The sequence below is a fragment of the Mycobacterium sp. NGS35 genome, assembly GCF_059812855.1.
Map to the genome: position 1 here is coordinate 242,858 of NZ_JCALDL010000002.1, position 18,591 is coordinate 261,448.

25 protein-coding genes are annotated in these 18,591 nt (G+C 66.8%); 14 read left to right on the forward strand and 11 right to left on the reverse strand.

What is annotated here, in order from left to right; translation table 11 throughout:
- Positions 1-126: 126 nt before the first annotated feature.
- Positions 127-531: a DUF3099 domain-containing protein gene (locus AC5Y4C_RS06160; RefSeq protein WP_499910496.1), complete on the reverse strand. Its 405-nt coding sequence runs from the start codon at positions 529-531 to the stop codon at positions 127-129.
- Positions 532-608: 77 nt separating this feature from the next.
- Here AC5Y4C_RS06160 and AC5Y4C_RS06165 point away from each other — a divergent pair, with 77 nt between their 5' ends.
- Entirely contained in the window at positions 609-848 is a 240-nt protein-coding gene (locus AC5Y4C_RS06165) for a DUF3039 domain-containing protein (RefSeq protein WP_499910498.1), read from the forward strand.
- On the opposite strand, the gene AC5Y4C_RS06170 is transcribed toward AC5Y4C_RS06165, so the two are convergent.
- The gene (locus tag AC5Y4C_RS06170) at positions 835-1,815 is read right to left on the reverse strand and encodes a YihY/virulence factor BrkB family protein (protein ID WP_499963032.1); all 981 of its coding nucleotides are present in this window, start codon (positions 1,813-1,815) and stop codon (positions 835-837) included. The genes AC5Y4C_RS06165 and AC5Y4C_RS06170 overlap by 14 nt on opposite strands.
- Positions 1,816-1,866: 51 nt before the next feature.
- Positions 1,867-2,058 (reverse strand): DUF7455 domain-containing protein, encoded by a 192-nt coding sequence (locus tag AC5Y4C_RS06175; protein ID WP_499910502.1) that lies wholly within the window; start codon positions 2,056-2,058, stop codon positions 1,867-1,869.
- 150 nt (positions 2,059-2,208) lie between these two features.
- Between AC5Y4C_RS06175 and AC5Y4C_RS06180 the strand changes: the two genes are divergently transcribed.
- Complete coding sequence (locus tag AC5Y4C_RS06180; protein ID WP_499963030.1) at positions 2,209-2,562, forward strand: DUF952 domain-containing protein; 354 nt, start codon at positions 2,209-2,211, stop codon at positions 2,560-2,562.
- Here the strand turns inward: AC5Y4C_RS06180 and AC5Y4C_RS06185 are convergent.
- On the reverse strand, positions 2,547-2,909 hold the full coding sequence (locus tag AC5Y4C_RS06185) for a RidA family protein (RefSeq protein WP_499963028.1): 363 nt from the start codon (positions 2,907-2,909) through the stop codon (positions 2,547-2,549). The genes AC5Y4C_RS06180 and AC5Y4C_RS06185 overlap by 16 nt on opposite strands.
- Before the next feature lie 41 nt (positions 2,910-2,950).
- Between AC5Y4C_RS06185 and AC5Y4C_RS06190 the strand changes: the two genes are divergently transcribed.
- The 4 genes from AC5Y4C_RS06190 to AC5Y4C_RS06205 all read left to right on the forward strand — a co-directional run bounded on the left by AC5Y4C_RS06190 (position 2,951) and on the right by AC5Y4C_RS06205 (position 5,694).
- The gene (locus AC5Y4C_RS06190; protein ID WP_499963026.1) at positions 2,951-3,730 is read left to right on the forward strand and encodes a hypothetical protein; all 780 of its coding nucleotides are present in this window, start codon (positions 2,951-2,953) and stop codon (positions 3,728-3,730) included.
- Between the two features lie 154 nt (positions 3,731-3,884).
- Positions 3,885-4,331: a DUF4189 domain-containing protein gene (locus AC5Y4C_RS06195; RefSeq protein WP_499963024.1), complete on the forward strand. Its 447-nt coding sequence runs from the start codon at positions 3,885-3,887 to the stop codon at positions 4,329-4,331.
- An 83-nt stretch (positions 4,332-4,414) separates the two neighbouring features.
- Entirely contained in the window at positions 4,415-5,089 is a 675-nt protein-coding gene (locus AC5Y4C_RS06200; protein WP_499963022.1) for a cutinase family protein, read from the forward strand.
- 251 nt (positions 5,090-5,340) lie between these two features.
- Positions 5,341-5,694, forward strand: coding sequence for a hypothetical protein (locus AC5Y4C_RS06205; protein ID WP_499910515.1), 354 nt, complete (start codon positions 5,341-5,343; stop codon positions 5,692-5,694).
- Positions 5,695-5,703: 9 nt separating this feature from the next.
- Here AC5Y4C_RS06205 and AC5Y4C_RS06210 read toward each other — a convergent pair whose 3' ends face one another.
- Positions 5,704-7,233 carry an RNA polymerase sigma factor gene (locus tag AC5Y4C_RS06210; protein WP_499910517.1) on the reverse strand — a complete coding sequence of 510 codons (1,530 nt, stop codon included), beginning with the start codon at positions 7,231-7,233 and terminating at the stop codon, positions 5,704-5,706.
- 175 nt (positions 7,234-7,408) lie between these two features.
- Complete coding sequence (ppgK, locus tag AC5Y4C_RS06215) at positions 7,409-8,233, reverse strand: polyphosphate--glucose phosphotransferase (protein ID WP_499964277.1); 825 nt, start codon at positions 8,231-8,233, stop codon at positions 7,409-7,411.
- Positions 8,234-8,327: 94 nt separating this feature from the next.
- Between ppgK and AC5Y4C_RS06220 the strand changes: the two genes are divergently transcribed.
- The gene (locus AC5Y4C_RS06220; protein ID WP_499964279.1) at positions 8,328-9,188 is read left to right on the forward strand and encodes an inositol monophosphatase family protein; all 861 of its coding nucleotides are present in this window, start codon (positions 8,328-8,330) and stop codon (positions 9,186-9,188) included.
- Here AC5Y4C_RS06220 and cei read toward each other — a convergent pair.
- A complete protein-coding gene (cei, locus tag AC5Y4C_RS06225) occupies positions 9,185-9,835 on the reverse strand; it encodes an envelope integrity protein Cei (protein ID WP_499910523.1) in 651 nt (216 codons plus the stop codon). The genes AC5Y4C_RS06220 and cei overlap by 4 nt on opposite strands.
- 165 nt (positions 9,836-10,000) lie before the next feature.
- On the opposite strand from cei, the gene AC5Y4C_RS06230 reads away from it, so the two are divergent.
- Positions 10,001-10,303: a DUF4193 domain-containing protein gene (locus tag AC5Y4C_RS06230; protein ID WP_499910525.1), complete on the forward strand. Its 303-nt coding sequence runs from the start codon at positions 10,001-10,003 to the stop codon at positions 10,301-10,303.
- A gap of 6 nt (positions 10,304-10,309) precedes the next feature.
- On the opposite strand, the gene AC5Y4C_RS06235 is transcribed toward AC5Y4C_RS06230, so the two are convergent.
- Entirely contained in the window at positions 10,310-10,798 is a 489-nt protein-coding gene (locus AC5Y4C_RS06235) for a DUF3093 domain-containing protein (protein WP_499964281.1), read from the reverse strand.
- Between the two features lie 25 nt (positions 10,799-10,823).
- Here AC5Y4C_RS06235 and dut point away from each other — a divergent pair, with 25 nt between their 5' ends.
- Together dut and AC5Y4C_RS06245 are read left to right on the forward strand one after the other, a co-directional pair.
- Entirely contained in the window at positions 10,824-11,288 is a 465-nt protein-coding gene (dut, locus tag AC5Y4C_RS06240) for a dUTP diphosphatase (protein ID WP_499910529.1), read from the forward strand.
- Positions 11,288-11,983 carry a DUF3710 domain-containing protein gene (locus AC5Y4C_RS06245; RefSeq protein WP_499910531.1) on the forward strand — a complete coding sequence of 232 codons (696 nt, stop codon included), beginning with the start codon at positions 11,288-11,290 and terminating at the stop codon, positions 11,981-11,983. Before dut ends, AC5Y4C_RS06245 begins: the two co-directional genes overlap by 1 nt.
- Before the next feature lie 5 nt (positions 11,984-11,988).
- Here AC5Y4C_RS06245 and AC5Y4C_RS06250 read toward each other — a convergent pair whose 3' ends face one another.
- Positions 11,989-12,687, reverse strand: coding sequence for a serine aminopeptidase domain-containing protein (locus AC5Y4C_RS06250; protein WP_500008099.1), 699 nt, complete (start codon positions 12,685-12,687; stop codon positions 11,989-11,991).
- A gap of 127 nt (positions 12,688-12,814) precedes the next feature.
- Between AC5Y4C_RS06250 and AC5Y4C_RS06255 the strand changes: the two genes are divergently transcribed.
- Entirely contained in the window at positions 12,815-13,198 is a 384-nt protein-coding gene (locus tag AC5Y4C_RS06255) for an OB-fold nucleic acid binding domain-containing protein (RefSeq protein ID WP_499910535.1), read from the forward strand.
- A 65-nt stretch (positions 13,199-13,263) separates the two neighbouring features.
- Positions 13,264-13,875: a DUF3159 domain-containing protein gene (locus tag AC5Y4C_RS06260; protein ID WP_499964405.1), complete on the forward strand. Its 612-nt coding sequence runs from the start codon at positions 13,264-13,266 to the stop codon at positions 13,873-13,875.
- A gap of 27 nt (positions 13,876-13,902) precedes the next feature.
- On the opposite strand, the gene AC5Y4C_RS06265 is transcribed toward AC5Y4C_RS06260, so the two are convergent.
- Positions 13,903-14,565 (reverse strand): potassium channel family protein, encoded by a 663-nt coding sequence (locus tag AC5Y4C_RS06265; protein ID WP_499910538.1) that lies wholly within the window; start codon positions 14,563-14,565, stop codon positions 13,903-13,905.
- Entirely contained in the window at positions 14,562-15,233 is a 672-nt protein-coding gene (locus AC5Y4C_RS06270) for a potassium channel family protein (protein WP_499910541.1), read from the reverse strand. Before AC5Y4C_RS06270 ends, AC5Y4C_RS06265 begins: the two co-directional genes overlap by 4 nt.
- 99 nt (positions 15,234-15,332) lie before the next feature.
- On the opposite strand from AC5Y4C_RS06270, the gene AC5Y4C_RS06275 reads away from it, so the two are divergent.
- Positions 15,333-17,327 carry an APC family permease gene (locus AC5Y4C_RS06275; RefSeq protein ID WP_499910543.1) on the forward strand — a complete coding sequence of 665 codons (1,995 nt, stop codon included), beginning with the start codon at positions 15,333-15,335 and terminating at the stop codon, positions 17,325-17,327.
- Positions 17,324-18,565, forward strand: a complete 1,242-nt coding sequence (locus tag AC5Y4C_RS06280) for a class I SAM-dependent RNA methyltransferase (protein ID WP_499964285.1) — start codon at positions 17,324-17,326, stop codon at positions 18,563-18,565. Before AC5Y4C_RS06275 ends, AC5Y4C_RS06280 begins: the two co-directional genes overlap by 4 nt.
- Positions 18,566-18,591: the final 26 nt, after the last annotated feature.

Consider the following 18,591-nt stretch of genomic DNA (forward strand, 5'->3'; position numbering starts at 1 on the left):
AACTGTCATGGAGTGCAACGCTCGAAGCGCGGTCGAAGTTCCCGTGCAATCAGTCGGGTAGCCCCTCTGAACTGCGGTTATTCAGTGGCGGCCTGAGAATAGGCTGAGAAATGAAGCCAGAGTGCCCTAATCCGGCTTGGGCTCGGTCGGATTCGGCCGGTCGAATTGCGGCGCGGCAGCGTGCCCTAGGTCAAGTTCTTGGCGATGCGCTGTCGGGAACAACGGCGTGCGGTGGGACTGCTTGTCGAACCGCCGAGGTTCCTCCGCGCGGCGCGGCGGGCGGTCGTTGGCGATCAGCACCGCCATCCACGGCAGCGGCACCGACGCCGCGACGATCAGCAGCGAGATCAATCCGTTGTGCCAAATGCCGTACGCGATCGCAGCCAGAATCAGCGCGGGGATGCGCCACGTCATCAACGTCAGGTACTTGCGCACCCGCCTGCGGTGTTCTTCTTCGTAGGGGAGCGCGGCGGCGGTGATCAGGACGGGCCGACCGTCGTCGTCGAAACTCAGCTCGTGGCCGTGTTTCATCCCTCCACTGTTTCACAACATGGCGCGGCCTGCGGAGGCGGTTTATTACGGTTCCCGGACCGGGCACAATGGCGAGCATGCAGACCGACACGATCGAGCGCACCAAGCCCGACGAACGCGTCGACGACGGGACCGACAGCGACACCCCGAAGTACTTCCATTACGTGAAGAAGGACAAGATCGCCGAGAGCGCCGTGATGGGCACCCACGTGGTGGCGCTGTGCGGCGAAGTGTTCCCGGTGACCCGCTCTCCCAAGCCGGGATCGCCCGTGTGCCCGGATTGCAAGCGGATCTACGAAACGCTCAAGAGGGGCTGATCCGCTCGGCCGTCGCCGGTTGCGGTTCGGGTTGCGGTTCGTCGGCGACGATCTCTTCGGCCCGTGCCTTGAGCCACCACCGCAACCGCCGGGCATGGGTGTCCGGTGCTGGCCACTGCTCCTGGATCGCGTTGTTGAGTTCGGCGCCGATCACAACCGCGAACCCGAGGAAGAACGCGAACAGCAAGAAGGCGATCGGGGTGGCCAGCGCGCCGTAGGTGTAGCCGGTGCTGGTGATCCACTGCAGATACAGCCGCAGCACGTAGCTGGCCAGCAGGAACACCAACGTGGCCAGCACCGCCCCGAGGACGAGGCGATGGGTGGGCAGCGGGTTCGGCAACGACACCCGGTAGAGCACAGTCACGATGAGCACCAGGCCCAGTCCGAGCACCGGGTAGTAGCAGTACTGCAATACCGTGTTCCAACTGTCGGGAATCCACTGCGCGATCTTTTGCGGGCCCAGCGCGATCAACGGCATCACCACGATCGCGACGACCAACATCGCCACGTAGATGCCCAGCGCGAAGAACCGCTGCCGCACCGGATGGCGCAGCGGTGTCTGGCCGTGCGCTTCCACGACCGAATCGACGAACGCCGAAATCGCCGACGATCCCGCCCATAGCGAGATCACGAAGCCAAGTGACACCACTTCACCGCGAGCCCCTTGCACGATGTCGGTGATCGTCGGCGCGATGATCTCGTTGACCACGCTGGGGGAGAAGAAACTGTTCGCGGCGCTGACGAGCCGGTGCTCGATCGTGGGCAGTGTGTCCGGACCGAAGAACGGCGCGATGTAGGCGAGGCTGCCGAGAAGCCCCAGCAACAGCGGGGGAAGCGACAGCACTTGCCAGAACGCAGCTTGCGCCGACTCGGAAAATATTGAGTCGTCCCAAGCCTTGCCTAGCGTCCGGATGACGACGTGGCGAACCTGGTGTTTGGACACTCGCGCCGGCGCTTGGTCAGTCATGACCCGTCCAGCATTGCTGAACGACGGTGCGCCTGCCCAGCACCCCGGCGGTTACGCCTCGACGGCGCTCACCTCGAGCACCGCCGCCAGCTCGACCAGCTTGGCCTCGTGCTTGTTGGCGTGGTGCTGGCAGAAGAGCAGTTCGCCTCCGGAGGGCAACTTGGCCCGAACGCGAGCCGCAGCACCGCAGCGATCGCAGCGGTCAGCCCTGGTGAGTTCCGGACTGGTAAGCGTTGCGGTCATCGGTGTTCCCTTCTCGCGTTGTGGCTGTGGGCCCCTCTCGCGTCTCTAACTGTGACAGACACTTTCCCGTTCGGCTTTGTTCCGAAGCCCGCTGCGGGTGTGTCGTGTCTCACGTTTCACATCGCCCGTAGTAGGCGCATGGTTACCCAGATGTCTGTCCTGTTACATCTCTGTTCAGCAACAGATTGGGCGGACGCGCGACGAGTCGGCGAATACCGCCCGCCGTCGCTACGGGAGGCCGGCTTCGTGCATCTGTCCACACCCGAACAAGTGCACCTTCCGGCCAACCGGCTCTACGCCGGGCGAACCGACCTCGTGCTCCTGCACATCGATCCCTCACGGCTTGAAGGGCCGGTGCGCTGGGAGCCCGGAGTAGCAACGGATCCCGCCTCGATGATGTTCCCGCACCTGTACGGTCCGCTGCCGGTGCGGGCGGTTTTCGCGGTGAGCGAATATCGGCCCGGGCCGGACGGCCGGTTTCCGCCGCTTCAGTCGGCGACGTAGGCGTCGGCCTCGATCTCGACTAGCAGCGCCGGGTCGATGAGCGCGGAGACCTCGACCATGGTGGCCGCGGGCCGGATGTCGCCGAACACCTCGGCGTGCGCCGCGCCGACGCGACGCCACTGGCTGATGTCGGTGACATAGATGCGAGTGCGGATCACGTCGGCCAGTGAGCCGCCCACTTCACGCAGTGCGGCATCGATCCGGTGCAGCGCGTCGCGGGTCTGAGCGGCGACATCGGTGCCGCTGCCGGTGGTGCCGGAGACCGCGATGTGTGGCCCGACCCGGACCGCGCGCGCATAACCCACTGCCGATTCAAAAGGCGAGCCGGAAGACACGTTGCGCCGCACCCTGCGGAGCGTATCCAAGTGCCTCCCTACACTGACCGTCCGTGGGAATTCTCTTGGGTTTCGCGCCGTGGGTCGTCTACTGGGTGCTGGTCGGCAATGTCCCCTTCACCGCTGCGGTGCTGGTGGCGCTCGGCATTGCCGTGCTGTCGTTCGTCATTGCACGCGTTAAGAGTGCGCCCGCGCGGACGCTCGAAATCGGTGCTGTCGCAACATTTGTGGTGCTCGGGGTGCTGACGTTCACGGTGAGCCAGTCGTTCCTGGAACGCTGGATGCAGCCGTTGAGCAACGCCGGCATCTTCCTCGTTGCGCTCATCGGTGTACTGATCGGAAGGCCGTTCGTGCGTGAATTCGCCGAAGTGGGTCAGCCGCCCGAGGTGATCGAAAGTGAGCTTTTCGGCCACATCACCACGCTGCTGACGTGGATATGGGTCGCCGCATTCGCCGGGATGACAGTGTCGTCGGCGATTCCGCCGATCATTCAAGGCGATGCGACGATTCTCGACACGACGACCCCGCTGTCGTTCGTCTGTTACTGGGTGATTCCGTTCGCGCTGCTGGGGCTGGCGGCGTTGGCGTCGCGGTTGCTGCCGGAGCGGATGGCGCCCGCGCCCGAGGATGTGGTCCGTCAGACCACGTTCGTGGCGTACTCCGAAGCCACGATCGACGAGCTGTACTACCTGGCGCAGGAGCACGCCAAACGCGAAGTGGGACCGGGCAAGGAGCCCTACGACGTCAAGGTCGGGGGCAAGGGCACTCCGCTGGTGGGCGACGAGTCGCGACAGTCGTGGCCGTCGACGTACAAGGTGCGCGCGCGCAGCTGAGGTTGCCGAGCCGGCCAGGCCGCAATGGCGGCTCTGGGGAGGCCCATCGACTTCGTCATAAAGATTCCGGAAAAAGTGTCCCCGCCGGGGCGAGTGGTCGCTCCTAGCAGGTGAACGCAGCCCACCGGAGGTTGCGCCACCCGAAGGAGACACCATGTCCACCATCCAAACCAAGTCCCAGAACCGGCGGACGAAGGCGGCTGCCGCCGCGATGCTGTTGGCCGCCGGTGCAGTGGTCGCCGGGGCTGTGAGCACCGCCGCACCGGCCAATGCACAAGACAAGTACGTCGCGATCTCGTTCTCACCGGAGACCGGTGTCTACGGCTGGGGCAACAACTACAACGACCTGGACGGCGCGCGGATCCGCTCGCTCGTCGAGTGCCAGAACCACGGCGGCTCACACTGCGTGTTCATCGCATGGGCTCAGAACTGGTGCGCGGCGCTGGCGGTCGGCGACCGCGGCGTGTACGGGCAGTACGACAACTACTACGGCTGGTACGGCCCGACCCTCGCCGATGCCGAGCAGCAAGCGCTGGCCAAGAACGGCGGAGGCCGCATCCTGGTGTCGCGTTGCGCGACCGGAAACCAGGGCGTGGGCTAACAGCAGCACCTGCGGTCGGCCCGCCATCCGTCCTGGATGGCGGGCCGGCGTTTGGCAGCGCCAGATGTGGGGATATCGAACGCATGAAATTGCATCCTCTGCCGGCGTTGTGCGCCGCGGCGTTGACAACCTGCGCGCTGGTGACTGGATCGCCGCCGGCCGGCGCAGCGCCGTGTCCCGACGTGGAGGTGGTCTTCGCTCGGGCGACGACGGAGCCGCCCGGCATCGGGGGAGTTGGTCAGGCGTTCGTCGATGCTCTCCGTTCCCGAGCCGGCGGGAGGTCGGTCGGGGTGTATGCGGTGAACTATCCGGCCAGTGAGGACTTCGCCCCGTCGGCGTCGACCGGTGCTGCGGATGCCAGCGCTCATGTGCAGGCGACGGCGGCGAGCTGTCCCAACACCAAGTTGGTGCTCGGCGGATACTCGCAGGGCGCGATCGTGATCGATTTGATCACCGCGGTACCGGTTCCGATCGGGGGTTTCGAGCCGGCGCCGATGCCGCCGGACGTCGCGGATCATGTTGCCGCCGTTGCTGTTTTGGGAAACCCGGCGGACAGGTATGTGGGTGCGCCACTGAACGTGATCAGCCCGCTGTATGGAGCGAAGGCCATCGACTTGTGCGCGCCGGGAGACCCGATCTGCTCGCCGGGGATCGTGTCGGTACCGAGTCGCGACGAGATGTTTTCCGCCGCGCACCTGTCGTATGTGACGTCTGGGCTGGCGGCGCAGGCGGGGTCGTTTGCGGCTGGTCGGTTGTAGCGGAGCCGGGCATTCCGAAGGGTTCGCGGAAAGCGTTGTGGGACAACGTTTTCCGCTCGTCAGCAGTGCATCAGGCGGCACGGGCAATGCCGATAGTTTGCTGTCGTGTAACAGCAATGCTGATAGCCGACGCAGAAGCCGCCACACAATTGTCGGGACGGTTTGCTGATTGCTGAGACAATGCTGTCGATCGCTTGTGATACTGCTTCGCATCCCCTGACAAAGACGTCTCGGGCGAAGGAGGCGGCGAAATGACGACGATTACTCGAGGACTAGCGATCGGGGCCTTGCTTGCCGGTGCTGCGGTTGGCCTGGCGAGCCCGGCATGGGCTGATCTGACCCCCGGCAATTACACCGCGACCATGCTCGACCCAGGAGCGTCGGGGAAAAAGGTTGGTGGCACAGTCAACTGGCCCGTAACCGAATGCGGACCCGATTGCCTACATATCAACGCGTGGGACCTGCGCCGGCAGGGCAATACGTGGACGGGCAACGACTCGAACGGCGCGCAGGTGTCAGTCGACAACAGCTCGTTGATTCTGACCATTCACTACGCGAATCCGCAGCAACCCGATGTCGTGATCGGCCTGACCAGAAACGGCTGAGCAGCGCGCTCAGTCCAGGTAGTCGCGCAATACCTGAGAACGGCTGGGGTGGCGCAACTTTGACATCGTCTTGCTCTCGATCTGGCGGATGCGTTCGCGCGTGACGCCGTACACCTGACCGATCTCGTCGAGCGTGCGCGGCTGTCCGTCGGTGAGCCCGAACCGCAGCCGCACCACGCCGGCCTCGCGCTCCGACAGCGTCTCCAGCACCGACTGGAGCTGATCCTGCAACAGCGTGAAGCTCACCGCGTCGACGGCCACCACGGCCTCGGAGTCTTCGATGAAATCGCCCAGCTGCGAGTCGCCTTCGTCGCCGATGGTCTGGTCCAGGCTGATCGGTTCACGCGCGTACTGCTGAATCTCCAGCACCTTCTCGGGCGTGATGTCCATTTCCTTGGCCAGCTCTTCGGGCGTCGGCTCGCGGCCCAAGTCCTGCAACAGTTCCCGCTGAATGCGGCCGAGCTTGTTGATCACCTCGACCATGTGCACCGGAATACGGATGGTGCGCGCCTGATCTGCCATCGCGCGGGTGATTGCCTGCCTGATCCACCAGGTGGCGTAGGTCGAGAACTTGTAACCCTTTGTGTAGTCGAACTTTTCGACCGCGCGGATCAAACCGAGGTTGCCCTCTTGGATGAGGTCCAAGAACGCCATGCCGCGGCCGGTGTAACGCTTGGCCAGCGACACCACGAGTCGCAGGTTCGCTTCGAGGAGATGGTTTTTCGCACGATCGCCGTCACGGCAGATCCACATCATGTCGCGACGCTGAGCGGGGGGCAGCTTCTCGCCGCGCTCGGCCATCTCGGCCATCAGCTGCGTGGCGTACAGGCCGGCTTCGATCCGCTTGGCCAGCTCCACTTCCTCCTCGGCGTTGAGCAGCGCCACCTTGCCGATCTGCTTGAGGTAGGCGCGCACCGAGTCGGCTGATGCGGTCAGTTCGGCATCCTTGCGGGCCTGGCGCAGCGCTTCGGATTCCTCTTCGTCCCAGACGAAGTCGCCCGACGCCTTGTCCTTCTCGCTCGGTTCGGCGATCTCGTCGTCCTCGGCGGCCGGCAACTCCTCGCTCGCTTCGGCGGTCTCGCTCTCGCCTTCGGCCTCCTCGGCCTCCTCGGCGGCGTCCTCGTCCACTTCCTCTTCGAGGTCCTCGAGTTCCAGATCCGCATCGTCGACGACGATGTCGTCGACCGGCTCCTCGAGTTCGAGATCGGTGTCGAGTTCTTCGGCGGCGTCTTCGACGCCGGCGCCCTTGGTGTCGACGGACTCTGGCGACGTCGCCTTCTTCGACCGGCTGCGCGAGGGCGCCTTGGCCGGTTCGGCCTCAACCGCCTCGTCGCGGGCAGTCCGGGGCTTGGTGGTTGCCTTCGCGGCTGCCTTATCGGGCGCCTTAGCCGCCGTCGACTTCGAATGAGCTGTCTTCGTCGCCTTCGTCGCGCGCTTGGCCGGCGCGGACGCCTTGGCCGCTGTCCGCTTGGCGGGGGTCTTGGTAGCGGTGCGCTTCGCCGGCTCTTCGGTCGCCTGGCTTGCCTTCGTCGCTGCCACGTACACCCTTTCGCGTCTGCCGACATCGCCAGCGTTGCGCAGGGGCCTCACCTGGAGCGGCCCAGTTGCGGCTGCCTTGCGCTGTGTCGAATGTCGGCGTGTTGTTTCAGTCTTTGATTCTCGCCGCTGTCTTCGATTTGCGGCCGCCGACGACCATTGTAACGACAGTGCCCGCTCAAACCCCGCTGAGCGGGCTGATCGTGCTGGTCACATCGACCTCTGCGGCCATTGCCGCGCCGACGATTCCGGCTGTGTTCTGCAGCGCTGCTGCAACCACCGGGGTGCGGCACTTGAGCAGTGGGATCCATTTGTCGGCTTTGCGGCTGATGCCGCCGCCGGCGATGAACAAATCCGGCCAGATCGCGTTCTCGATCGCCACCAGCACTTTGGTCACTTCGGGCGCCCAGCGCTTGTAGCTCCAGCCGTGCTTTTCCTTCACCGACGACGCAGCCCGGTGCTCGGCCTCCATTCCGCCCACTTCGATGTGGCCGAATTCGGTGTTGGGCAGCAGCACGCCGTTGTGGATCACCGCCGAGCCGATACCGGTGCCGAACGTCAGCAGCACGATGACGCCGGTCTGGTCTTTGCCCGCCCCGAACCTTTCTTCGGCCAGGCCCGCCGCGTCGGCGTCGTTGAGCACGGTCACCGGCTGCCCGTCGAGTGCCGCGCCGATCACTTTGGTGGCCTCGAGGCCGATCCACGCCTTGTCGACATTGGCAGCCGTGCGGATCACGCCGTTGGTGACCACGCCGGGATACGTCACGCCCAGCGGCTCGGTCCAGCCGAACTCCCTGACCACGGCCGTGATCGTCTTGGCCACGGCCTCGGGAGTGGCCGGCTGCGGCGTCGGCAGCTTGAACCGGTCGCCGATCAACTGGCCGGTCTGCAGGTCCACGATTCCGCCTTTGACGCCGCTTCCGCCGACGTCCACGCCGAACCCGCGACGACGCGCGCCGGCGGGCCTTGCGCTGTCGGTGATCGGGGTGTCGGTGGCGGTCATGGGCACTCCTGGGCGAGGCGGCGGCAGTCGACGCGACCCCAACCCTACTGGCTGCCGCTGGCGCGAGTCGGGATTCGCGTGCTGCGATGTTGCGGTGACCGTACGCGACGACGACGCGGCCGAACTGCGCTCGGTGGCTGAGAAACTGGCGGCGGAGGCGGCCGAGTTCGTGCGCGCTCGTCGCGCCGACGTCTTCGGCGGCGGCCGGCAAGATTCCGACGACGTGGTGCAGTCGAAGAGCACGCGCACCGATCCGGTGACCGTGGTGGACACCGAGACTGAGCGGCGGCTGCGCGACCGGTTGGCCCGGCTGCGTCCCGGCGAACCGGTGCTGGGGGAAGAGGGCGGCGGATCGGGCGTCGACGCCGACGCTGACGCGGTCACCTGGGTGCTCGACCCGATCGACGGCACGGTCAACTTCGTGTACGGAATACCCGCCTATGCGGTGTCTGTGGCCGCCCAGCGCGGCGGCGTGTCGGTGGCAGGCGCGGTTGCTGACGTGACGCGCTACCAGGTGTATTCCGCGGCCAGGGGGCTGGGGGCGCGCATGGTCGACGGACACGGACTGTCAAAAACCTTGCAGTGCAATGAGCTTCACGAATTGTCGATGGCACTGGTCGGCACCGGCTTCGGGTATTCACCGCAGCGGCGCGCCGCTCAGGCCCAGGTGCTGACCGGCGTGCTGCCCCGCGTACGCGACATTCGCCGGGCAGGCTCGGCCGCGCTGGATCTCTGCATGGTGGCCAGCGGCCTGCTGGACGCCCACTACGAGCATGGGCTCAACCGCTGGGACTGGGCGGCCGCTGCGCTGATCGCCGCCGAAGCCGGCGCCCATGTTCAGCTACCGCAAGCCGACGGGCCCGACCTGACGTTGGTGGCGGCACCGGGTATCGCTGCCGAACTTCACGAACTGCTCGAGCGCCTAGGGGCCCACGATCGGCTGCCCGACGGCTAGCACGAGTTGTCGTGGATCTTCGGCAGCAGCGAAAGATCCGGCGGTGCGGCCGCCTCAGGTCGCAGGCTGGCCAGCATCGCGTCGATGTCGTCGCTGTGGCTCAGCGCCTTGAACTCCGTGCCCAGCGCCAAGTCAACCGTGTCGTCGGGACGTTGGTCCTGATACAGCTCGACGCACGGCGCGACCAGCCAGACCGCCGCCGCGGCCGCCTGACCGGCCTTACCGAATCTGATCTGCCCTTGACACACCAGCCTGGTGTTGGCGTAGACGGCGTCGTTGTCGGCACTGGGCTGACCGAAGCCCAAATCGCGAAGGCCGTCGGCCACCGTGGCGGCCTGTCCGCCCTGCCCGCTGGCGTTGAGCACCCTGACCTTCACGTCGGCCAGCTTGGCCGGCGCCACGTCGGTCATATTGGCGCGCGAGACTTCTTCGCCCAGCGTCGGCTGCGACGGGTCGCTCGGCCCGGGTGGTGGATTGCAGGCGGTGGCTTGATGCACATCGGAAGGACGGGTCAGGGCGATTACCCAGATGACGGTGGTGGCGAGCAGCAGCACCACCCCGACGATGATGGCCGGCGTGTAGTTTCGTCGCCGAAACGGCCGTCCGTGCCGGTCATAGGCGGTGCCTTCGGTGATGAGCGCGACCACCCCTGCACTGTAGAGGCAGGCGCCGACGTGATCCGCAACACTCCCGTGAGGAGTGTGATGTAAATCACAGTTGAACAGTTCGGAATCCGGGCACGAATCGTTTGGCGGATGCGTTCGAGGCTGGTACAAAGCTCTGCTGCAATAAGTAGATAAGGGGGCAAGGGGATGGCTACGGACTACGACGCCCCGCGGCGTACCGAGACCGACGACGTGTCCGAGGACTCACTCGAGGAGCTCAAGGCGCGCCGCAACGAGGCGCAGTCGGCGGTGGTTGACGTCGACGAGTCGGAGTCGGCCGAGTCCTTCGAGCTGCCCGGTGCGGATCTGTCGGGGGAAGAGCTGTCGGTGCGCGTCATTCCGAAGCAAGCCGACGAGTTCACGTGTTCCAGTTGTTTTTTGGTTCACCATCGCAGCCGGCTGGCCAGTGAAAAGGACGGCCGGATGATCTGTACCGACTGCGCGGCCTAAGGGCGCTCAGGGCGCAGGCGACTGCTGTAGCGCCGTTAGCACGCGCTCCGGGCGGCGACTGCTCACCAGCCAATAAGGCGTCGGGTCATCGGGGTCGTCGAGAACGAGCAACACCATGGGTCCGACCCACGGTCGATGCAGAACGTAGGCCGCAGGATCGAGTTGGCGACCCAGCGCCGCCGATTTCGCCGATGTCGGAATCTCTGCGAAGCGGCTGACCACCGCGGCCGGCAGGTGTGCCGGACCGGCCCACAGCTCGGGGCCCTCCGCGCCGTCGACCACGCGAATTTCCACGCGGCCGAACCAGATCAAAACGCCCGCGGCGACGGCGCCAAGCAATGCGAACGACACCCAGCCGGGAAGCTGGCGCGCCGCCTGGTTGACCTCCAGCGCCACCAGCGCGGCCAGCCCGAACGCCGGCGGCCACCACCACCACGGCACCGTCAACCGCTCGCGATAGCGCACCGATTGCGACGTTGCGGGGCTTGCCGACACCCGGCCAAGGGTAGTCTTTGGGGTCGTGTCCACCCGTCTGGCGGTCGTGCGCTTGGACCGCGACTTGCCGATGCCCAGCCGAGCCCACGACGGCGACGCCGGTGTCGACCTCTATAGCGCACAAGACGTCGAGCTCGGTCCCGGCGAGCGGGCGCTGGTATCCACCGGCATCGCGGTGGCCATCCCGTACGGGATGGTGGGACTGGTGCATCCGCGCTCGGGATTGGCTGCGCGCGTTGGACTTTCGATTGTCAACAGTCCCGGCACCATCGACGCCGGCTATCGCGGCGAGATCAAGGTGGCGCTGATCAACCTCGATCCCCGCACGCCGATCGTCGTGCACCGCGGTGACCGAATCGCCCAGCTGCTGGTGCAGCGGGTCGAATTGCCGGAACTGATCGAGGTGTCGTCGTTCGACGAAGCCGGCCTGGCGCAGACGACGCGCGGTGAGGGCGGGCACGGCTCCTCCGGAGGACATGCGAGTTTGTGATGGCAGAAGGCAATCAATCCATCGACCCGGACGTCGACGGGCCGTTCGACATCGAAGACTTCGACGACCCGGCGCAGGCCGAAGTCGCCCGACTCGACCTGGGCTCGGTTCTGATACCGGTGCCTGAAACCGGCCAGCTTCAAGTCGACGTCACCGAAATGGGCGTGCCGAGCGCGGTCTGGGTTGTCACGCCCAACGGGCGGTTCACGATCGCGGCCTACGCCGCGCCGAAGAGCACCGGGTTGTGGCGCGAGGTCGCCACGGAGCTGGCCGAGGCGCTGCGCAAAGACGGCGCGAAAGTGTCGATCGAGTCCGGCCCGTGGGGCCGCGAAGTGGTGGGCGTCGGAAACGGCACCGTGCGGTTCATCGGAGTGGACGGCTACCGGTGGATGGTCCGCTGCGTGGTCAACGGACCGGACCAGACCATCGACGCGCTTGCGGCCGAGGCCCGCAATGCGTTGGCCGACACGGTGGTTCGCCGAGGCGACACGCCGCTGCCGGTGCGCACGCCGCTGCCGGTGCAGCTGCCCGAGGTGATGGCCGCCCAATTGCGGGCCGCGGCCGAGCAGCAGGCCGCCGCCCAGCAAGCTCAGCAGCAACCTCAGCAGCAGGACGAACCGCCGCAGCCCACGGCGCGCCGCACCGCGCCCGGCTCGGCGATGCAGCAGCTGCGTACCTCGATGGGCGGCGCTTAGCGCGCTCAGGCTTCGTTGAGTGCGGCCAGGCACGCCGCTCCGAGCGCTGAGGGGTCGGCACCGAATTGGTCCAGGGTCACCGTGCGCAAGGCTGCCCTCGGCGCCGCGGAAGCCCACTCGACAGCCACGTCCACCGGATGCACCGGGTCATCCACGGCACCCACGACACCCAACGGGACAGTCAGCCGTTCGAGCTGCGCGCAGGTGGGTGCGACGTAGCCGGCCGCCTCTTCCATGGCGTCGGGCAGTGCCGGCCATTGCGCCGCCCAGGAGCGGGCGAGTTCGTCGGCAAGCCATGGCGGGCTCGACGCACGCATCTGAGCCGTCGCTGCGGCCAGGCCGTCACGTCGCAGCACGAGCGCCGACTGACGGGCGGCCAGGGCGGCGGGCGCGGTCGCCGGCGAGCCGGTCCACGCCGGCAACGCCGCCATCACCGCCACCGCGCGGCGCGGGTGAGCAAGCGCCCACGCCACCGCGACCGCTGCGCCGATCGACACGCCGCCGACGGCTATCGGACCGTCGGCCGCCGCGTCGTCCAGCGCGGCGAGGAAGCCGGCGACCAGGCCGCCCGGCCGCGGTGCCACCGGGACGACCCGTGCGCCGGCCCGGTGCAACGACGGGGAAAAGGCCCGGTAGACGTAGTCGTCGTCGGAACCGGTGCCGGGCAGCAGCACCGTCCACACTCCGCGCAGGTCGACCGCCACTGTTCGATCCTGCCTGCCTCGCTGCGCGACACGCACAGCAACTCCTAGGTCACATGGCAGATCGACTTCAAGAGGTCTACCGTTGCGGGGGCAGGATGCAAACACACAGACGTGTCAGGAGCGGGTCATGGCTGTGGCCGATGGCAGGGCCGACGGAATACTGAAACGGCTCACTCGTCGGCTGACCGAAGACCCCGAGCAACTCGACGCCGAAGAGCTCACCGACGAAGCGGCGAGTACCGGCGCCCAGCGGGCGATCGACTGTCAGCGCGGTCAGGAAGTCACCATGGTCGGCACGCTGCGCAGTGTGGAAACCAATGCGAAGGGCTGCGCCGGCGGGGTCAAAGCCGAGCTGTTCGACGGCACCGACGTGGTGACGCTGGTGTGGCTGGGCCAGCGGCGGATCGCGGGCATCGAACCCGGACGCACCCTGCGAGTGCACGGTCGGCTGGGCAAGCTCGAAAACGGATCCAAGGCCATTTACAACCCCCACTACGAAATCCAGCGTTGAGCGACCTCGACCGCGAAAGCCGTGTGAAAGAAAAGCGCGACGTTCCGCGGCAGCTGCTGGCCCAGATGGGCGGGGTCAGCGGGCTGGTCTACTCCTCACTGCCGGTGGTGGTTTTCGTCCCGGTGTCAACGGCGTTCGGCCTGATGCCGGCGATCATTTCCGCGCTTGCGGTCGCAGCGTTGATCCTTGTCTGGAGGCTGTTCCGGCGGGAAAGCGTGCAGCCTGCGGTGCAAGGGTTCCTCGGCGTAGCCATCTGCGCGGTGATCGCATATGTGATGGGGGAGAGCAAAAGCTATTTCCTGTTGGGCATTTGGAGCTCGTTGTTCTGGGCCGCGGTGTTCGCGATTTCGGTCGTGGTGCGCCGGCCGATCGTGGGTTACATCTGGAGCGTCATCAAGGAGCACGACTCCAGCTGGCGCAAGGTGCGAAAAGCGGTGTGGGCCTACGACATTGCGACACTGATCTGGGTGGGCGTGTTCTTGTCGCGATTCCTCGTGCAGCATTACCTGTACGACTTGGGCCAGACCAACTGGCTCGGCGTGGCGCGGATCGCGATGGGATGGCCGCTGACGATCCTCGCCGCGCTGTCGATGTATTTCCCGATCCGGATCGCCCAGCGCGCGGTGCACGACGCCGAACAGCGCGAAAGTGACGTTCTGCAGGAAAAGGTCGAGTAGCAACCGACACAACGTCGCTCTCGACGACTACACCTCTGGCAGCAGCAGCTTGCGCAGTTCGTCTTCGACCTCTGTGGTCGCCACGAACAGCAGCTCGTCACCGCCTTCCAGCGGCTCGTCGGCCTCGGGCACGATCACCCGCGGACCGCGCAGGATGGTCACCAGCGCAGCGTCGCGGGGCAGCTCCAGCTTGCGTACCGGCCTGCCGCCCCACGGGGTGTTGTCGGGCAGGGTGATCTCCACCAGGTTGGCTTGGCCCTGCCGAAATTCCATGAGCCGCACCAGATCTCCGACCGCAACCGCTTCCTCGACGAGTGAGGCCAGCATTCGCGGCGTGGACACGGCGACGTCGACGCCCCACGCGTCGTCGAACAGCCACTCATTGCGGGGGTCGTTGACCCGCGCGACTACTCGCGGCACCGCGAACTCGGTCTTGGCCAGCAGGCTCACCACCACGTTGGCCTTGTCGTCACCGGTCGCAGCGACGACGACGTCGTACTCCTCCAAGTGCACCGATTCCAGCAGCGACAATTCGCAGGCGTCGCCGAGATGCCAGCGGGCCGCCGGGATTGCGTCGACGTCGATGTGCTCGGGATTGCGCTCCAGCAGCATGATCTCGTGGTCGTTCTCGATGAGCTCGCGAGCGATCGAGCGCCCGACGGCGCCGGCCCCGGCGATGGCGACTTTCATGGACCCAAGTCCTCACTGGGGGGAAGTGCCGCAATGGCCATCGCCTCCGCGATGCGTCCTGCGATCGCCGCGATGTACACCTGATCGCCGGCCTGGATCACGGTTTTCGGCTCGGGCAGCAGACCGCCGCCGAACCGGATCATGAACGCCACCCGCGCGCCCGTCGCCGCTTCCAGGTCGGTGACGCGGTGGCCCACCCAGTCCTCGTGCAGCGCAACCTCGGCCACGCCGACGTTGCCCGACGGGTCGCGCCACTTGGTGGTTTCGGTCTCGCGGGTCAGCACGTTCAGCAGCCGGTCGGTGGTCCACGGCACGGTGGCCACCGTGGGAATGCCCAGCCGCTCGTACACCGCGGCGCGCTTGGCGTCGTAGATGCGGGCGACCACCCGCTGCACGCCGAATGTTTCGCGCGCCACCCGCGCCGAGATGATGTTCGAGTTGTCGCCGGAGGACACCGCCGCAAACGCGCCGGCCTCTTCGATGCCGGACCGCAGCAACACATCGCGGTCGAACCCCATGCCCAGTACCCGCTCGCCGGGGAACTCCGGCGACAGCCGGTGGAACGCCGTGCTGTCGCGGTCGATGATCGCGACGTCGTGGCCGATCCGGGCCAGTCCGTCGGCCAGCGAGGCGCCGACGCGGCCGCATCCCATCACCACGACGCGCAACTTCCGTCCTTTCCGGTGGCTGGGAGCCCCTCCCGCGGCGCGCACAACTGTGGGCACAACGCTACAGCCACCTGCCCGGTGCGAATAGTGTTGGTCCTCGTGTCCAAGCTTTCGACCGCGGCCCGGCGGCTGTTTCTGGGACGGCCGTTCCGCAGTGACAAACTGGCGCACACGCTGCTGCCCAAGCGGATCGCGCTGCCGGTGTTCGCTTCCGATGCGTTGTCGTCGGTGGCGTACGCGCCGGAGGAGATCTTTCTGGTGCTGTCGGTGGCCGGGCTGGCCGCCTACTCGATGGCTCCGTGGATCGGTGTGGCCGTCGCCGCAGTAATGCTCGTGGTGATCGCCAGCTACCGCCAGAACGTGCACGCCTACCCGTCCGGCGGCGGTGACTACGAGGTGGTGACCACCAACCTCGGGCGCACCGCGGGCTTGACCGTCGCCAGTGCACTGCTGGTCGACTATGTGCTGACCGTCGCGGTGTCGATGTCGTCGGCGATGAGCAACATCGGCTCGGCGCTGCCGTTCGTCGCGCAGCACAAAACCGGGTTCGCCGTGGCCGCGATCCTGATCCTGGCGTCGGCGAACCTTCGCGGGATACGGGAATCCGGCACAGCGTTCGCGATCCCCACCTACGCGTTCATGATCGGCATGTACCTGATGCTCGGCTGGGGCTTCTTCCAGCTGTACGTCTTGCAGACGCCGCTGCGCGCCGAGTCGGCCGGCTTCGAGCTGCACGCCGAACACACCGACATCATGGGCTTTGCATTGACGTTCCTTGTAGCACGGGCGTTTTCGTCCGGCTGCGCCGCGCTGACCGGTGTGGAGGCGATCAGCAACGGCGTGCCGGCGTTCCGAAAACCGAAGTCGCGCAATGCCGCAACCACGCTACTGATGCTCGGCCTCATCGCCGTCACGTTGTTCTTGGGGATCATCCTGCTGGCCAAGGCCACCGGCGCCAAAATCGCCGAGCGGCCGCACGAACAGCTGATCGGCGCACCGGCCGACTACCACCAAAAGACGCTGATCGCCCAGCTCGCGGAATCGGTGTTCCACGACTTCCCGCCGGGGCTGTTCTTGATCGCCGGCGTCACCGCGCTGATCTTGGTCCTGGCCGCCAACACCGCGTTCAACGGTTTCCCGGTGCTGGGTTCGATTCTCGCGCAGGACCGCTACCTTCCGCGCCAGCTGCACACCCGCGGCGACCGCCTGGCGTTCTCCAACGGCATCCTGTTCCTGGCGTTCGCCGCGATCGCGTTCGTCGTCGCGTTCCGCGCCGAGGTGACTGCCTTGATCCAGCTCTACATCGTCGGGGTGTTCGTTTCGTTCACGCTGAGCCAGATCGGGATGGTGCTGCATTGGACCCGTTTGTTGCGCGCTGAGGAGGACGCCGCGGAGCGCCGGCGGATGCAGCGCTCCCGGGTGATCAACACCGTCGGGTTTCTGTGCACTGGCACGGTTCTGATCATCGTGGTGCTGACGAAGTTCGTGGCGGGCGCGTGGATCGCGATCCTTGCGATGTCGGGACTCTTCGTACTGATGAAGATGATTCACCGCCATTACGACACGGTGAGTCGCGAACTGGCCGATCAGTTGGAGCAGCAGGGCGACGTGGTGCTGCCCAGCCGCAACCATGCGGTGGTGCTGGTGTCGAATCTGCACTTGCCGACGCTGCGTGCGCTGGCCTACGCGCGGGCCACCCGGCCCGACACGCTGGAGGCGATCACGGTCAACGTCGACGACGACGAGACCCGCGACCTGGTGCACAAGTGGGAAGAAAGCGATATCACGGTGCCGCTCAAGGTGATTGCGTCGCCGTACCGCGAGATCACCCGGCCGGTGATCGACTACGTCAAGCGGCTCAGGCAGGAGTCGCCGCGCACCGTGGTCACCGTGTTCATTCCCGAGTACGTCGTGGGCCACTGGTGGGAACACGTGCTGCACAACCAGAGCGCGCTGCGGCTGAAAGGCCGGTTGCTGTTCGAACCGGGCGTCATGGTGACATCGGTGCCGTGGCAGCTCAGCTCCTCCGAGCGCCTCAAGACGCTGCAGCCGCACAGCGCGCCCGGTGACGCCCGCCGCGGAATCCTCGATTGACCGTAGAGGCACCCGCCGCTCACCGAGAACTCACGCTCACTGTCGGCGCGCCCGCCAACGGCGGCAGCTGCGTGGCGCGCCACGAGGGCCGCGTGGTGTTCGTCCGCTACGCGCTGCCGGGCGAAACCGTGCGGGTGCGGATCACCGCCGACAAGCACGCGTACTGGCACGCCGAGGCCGTCGAGGTCGTCGACCCGTCGCCGCACCGGATCGAGTCGCTGTGCCCGGTCGCCGGGCCGCAGGGTGCCGGGTGCTGCGACCTGGCGTTCGCCGATCCCGACGCTGCCCGCGTCCTCAAGGGTCAGGTGGTGGCGAACCAGCTCGAGCATCTCGCCGGCTTGAACCCTGGGCAGCTCGTCGCCGAGCGCGTGGGGATCGGCGAGGCGACGGGCTGGCGCACCCGAGCTCGGCTGGCCGTCGACATGCACGGCCGGGTCGGCTATCACCGCTATCACTCCAACGATCTGGTGACCGCGCCCGACTGCGGACAGTTGCCGCCGCGCATGCTCGACGGCGTCGTCGACCGCACGTTCGAGTCGCGCGCCGAGGTGCATGTGGTGCTCGACGACGACGGGCAGCGGCACGTGGTCAGCGCAGGTCCGTGGGTAGGCCGGGGGCCGCGCGGCCGGGGGTTTCCGCGACCCAACTTCCGCGTGGTGCAGGGCAGCCGCGAATCGGTGCAGCGGGTGGGCGAGCGGACCTGGCTTGTTCCGGTGACCGGTTTTTGGCAGGCCCACCGCGACGCGGCCCGGGTGTACAGCGAACTGCTCGCCGACTGGGCCGACCTGGCTCGGGGGATGACGGCCTGGGATCTGTACGGCGGCGTCGGGCTGTTCGCGGCGGTGCTGGCCGACGGTGTCGGCGAGATCGGCCAGGTGCTGTCCGTCGACATGTCGCGCTCGGCGTCGTCGGCGGCTGCCCGGGCGCTGGCCGACCTGCCGCAGGTGCAGGTGGTCAACGGATCGGTGCGCAAAGTGCTGACCGGCCTGCGTGAGCGGCCCGACGTCGCAGTGCTCGACCCGCCGCGCGCCGGCGCCGCCAAGGAGGTGATCAAGCTGCTGGCCGACAGCGGGGTGGCGCGGGTGATCCACTTCGGCTGTGAAGTTGCCTCGTTCGCCCGCGACGTCGCGCTTTACCGTCAGCATGGGTTTGCTGTGGAGCAGCTGCGGGTGTTCGACGCGTTCCCGCTGACCCACCATGTGGAATGCGTCGCAATCCTTACGGCCGCCTCGTCATAGCAGACTTGCGGCCGGCGTCCGTGCGT

Coding starts and splice junctions, on each gene's coding strand:
- AC5Y4C_RS06255 (WP_499910535.1), top strand. CDS start 12,815: ATGGCTGTGGCCGATGGCAGGGCCGACGGAATACTGAAACGGCTCACT.
- AC5Y4C_RS06180 (WP_499963030.1), top strand. CDS start 2,209: ATGTCTGTCCTGTTACATCTCTGTTCAGCAACAGATTGGGCGGACGCG.
- AC5Y4C_RS06160 (WP_499910496.1), bottom strand. CDS start 531: ATGAAACACGGCCACGAGCTGAGTTTCGACGACGACGGTCGGCCCGTC.
- ppgK (WP_499964277.1), bottom strand. CDS start 8,233: ATGACCGCCACCGACACCCCGATCACCGACAGCGCAAGGCCCGCCGGC.
- AC5Y4C_RS06195 (WP_499963024.1), top strand. CDS start 3,885: ATGTCCACCATCCAAACCAAGTCCCAGAACCGGCGGACGAAGGCGGCT.
- AC5Y4C_RS06260 (WP_499964405.1), top strand. CDS start 13,264: ATGGGCGGGGTCAGCGGGCTGGTCTACTCCTCACTGCCGGTGGTGGTT.
- AC5Y4C_RS06170 (WP_499963032.1), bottom strand. CDS start 1,815: ATGACTGACCAAGCGCCGGCGCGAGTGTCCAAACACCAGGTTCGCCAC.
- AC5Y4C_RS06175 (WP_499910502.1), bottom strand. CDS start 2,058: ATGACCGCAACGCTTACCAGTCCGGAACTCACCAGGGCTGACCGCTGC.
- AC5Y4C_RS06165 (WP_499910498.1), top strand. CDS start 609: ATGCAGACCGACACGATCGAGCGCACCAAGCCCGACGAACGCGTCGAC.
- AC5Y4C_RS06205 (WP_499910515.1), top strand. CDS start 5,341: ATGACGACGATTACTCGAGGACTAGCGATCGGGGCCTTGCTTGCCGGT.
- AC5Y4C_RS06265 (WP_499910538.1), bottom strand. CDS start 14,565: ATGAAAGTCGCCATCGCCGGGGCCGGCGCCGTCGGGCGCTCGATCGCT.
- AC5Y4C_RS06230 (WP_499910525.1), top strand. CDS start 10,001: ATGGCTACGGACTACGACGCCCCGCGGCGTACCGAGACCGACGACGTG.
- AC5Y4C_RS06245 (WP_499910531.1), top strand. CDS start 11,288: ATGGCAGAAGGCAATCAATCCATCGACCCGGACGTCGACGGGCCGTTC.
- AC5Y4C_RS06200 (WP_499963022.1), top strand. CDS start 4,415: ATGAAATTGCATCCTCTGCCGGCGTTGTGCGCCGCGGCGTTGACAACC.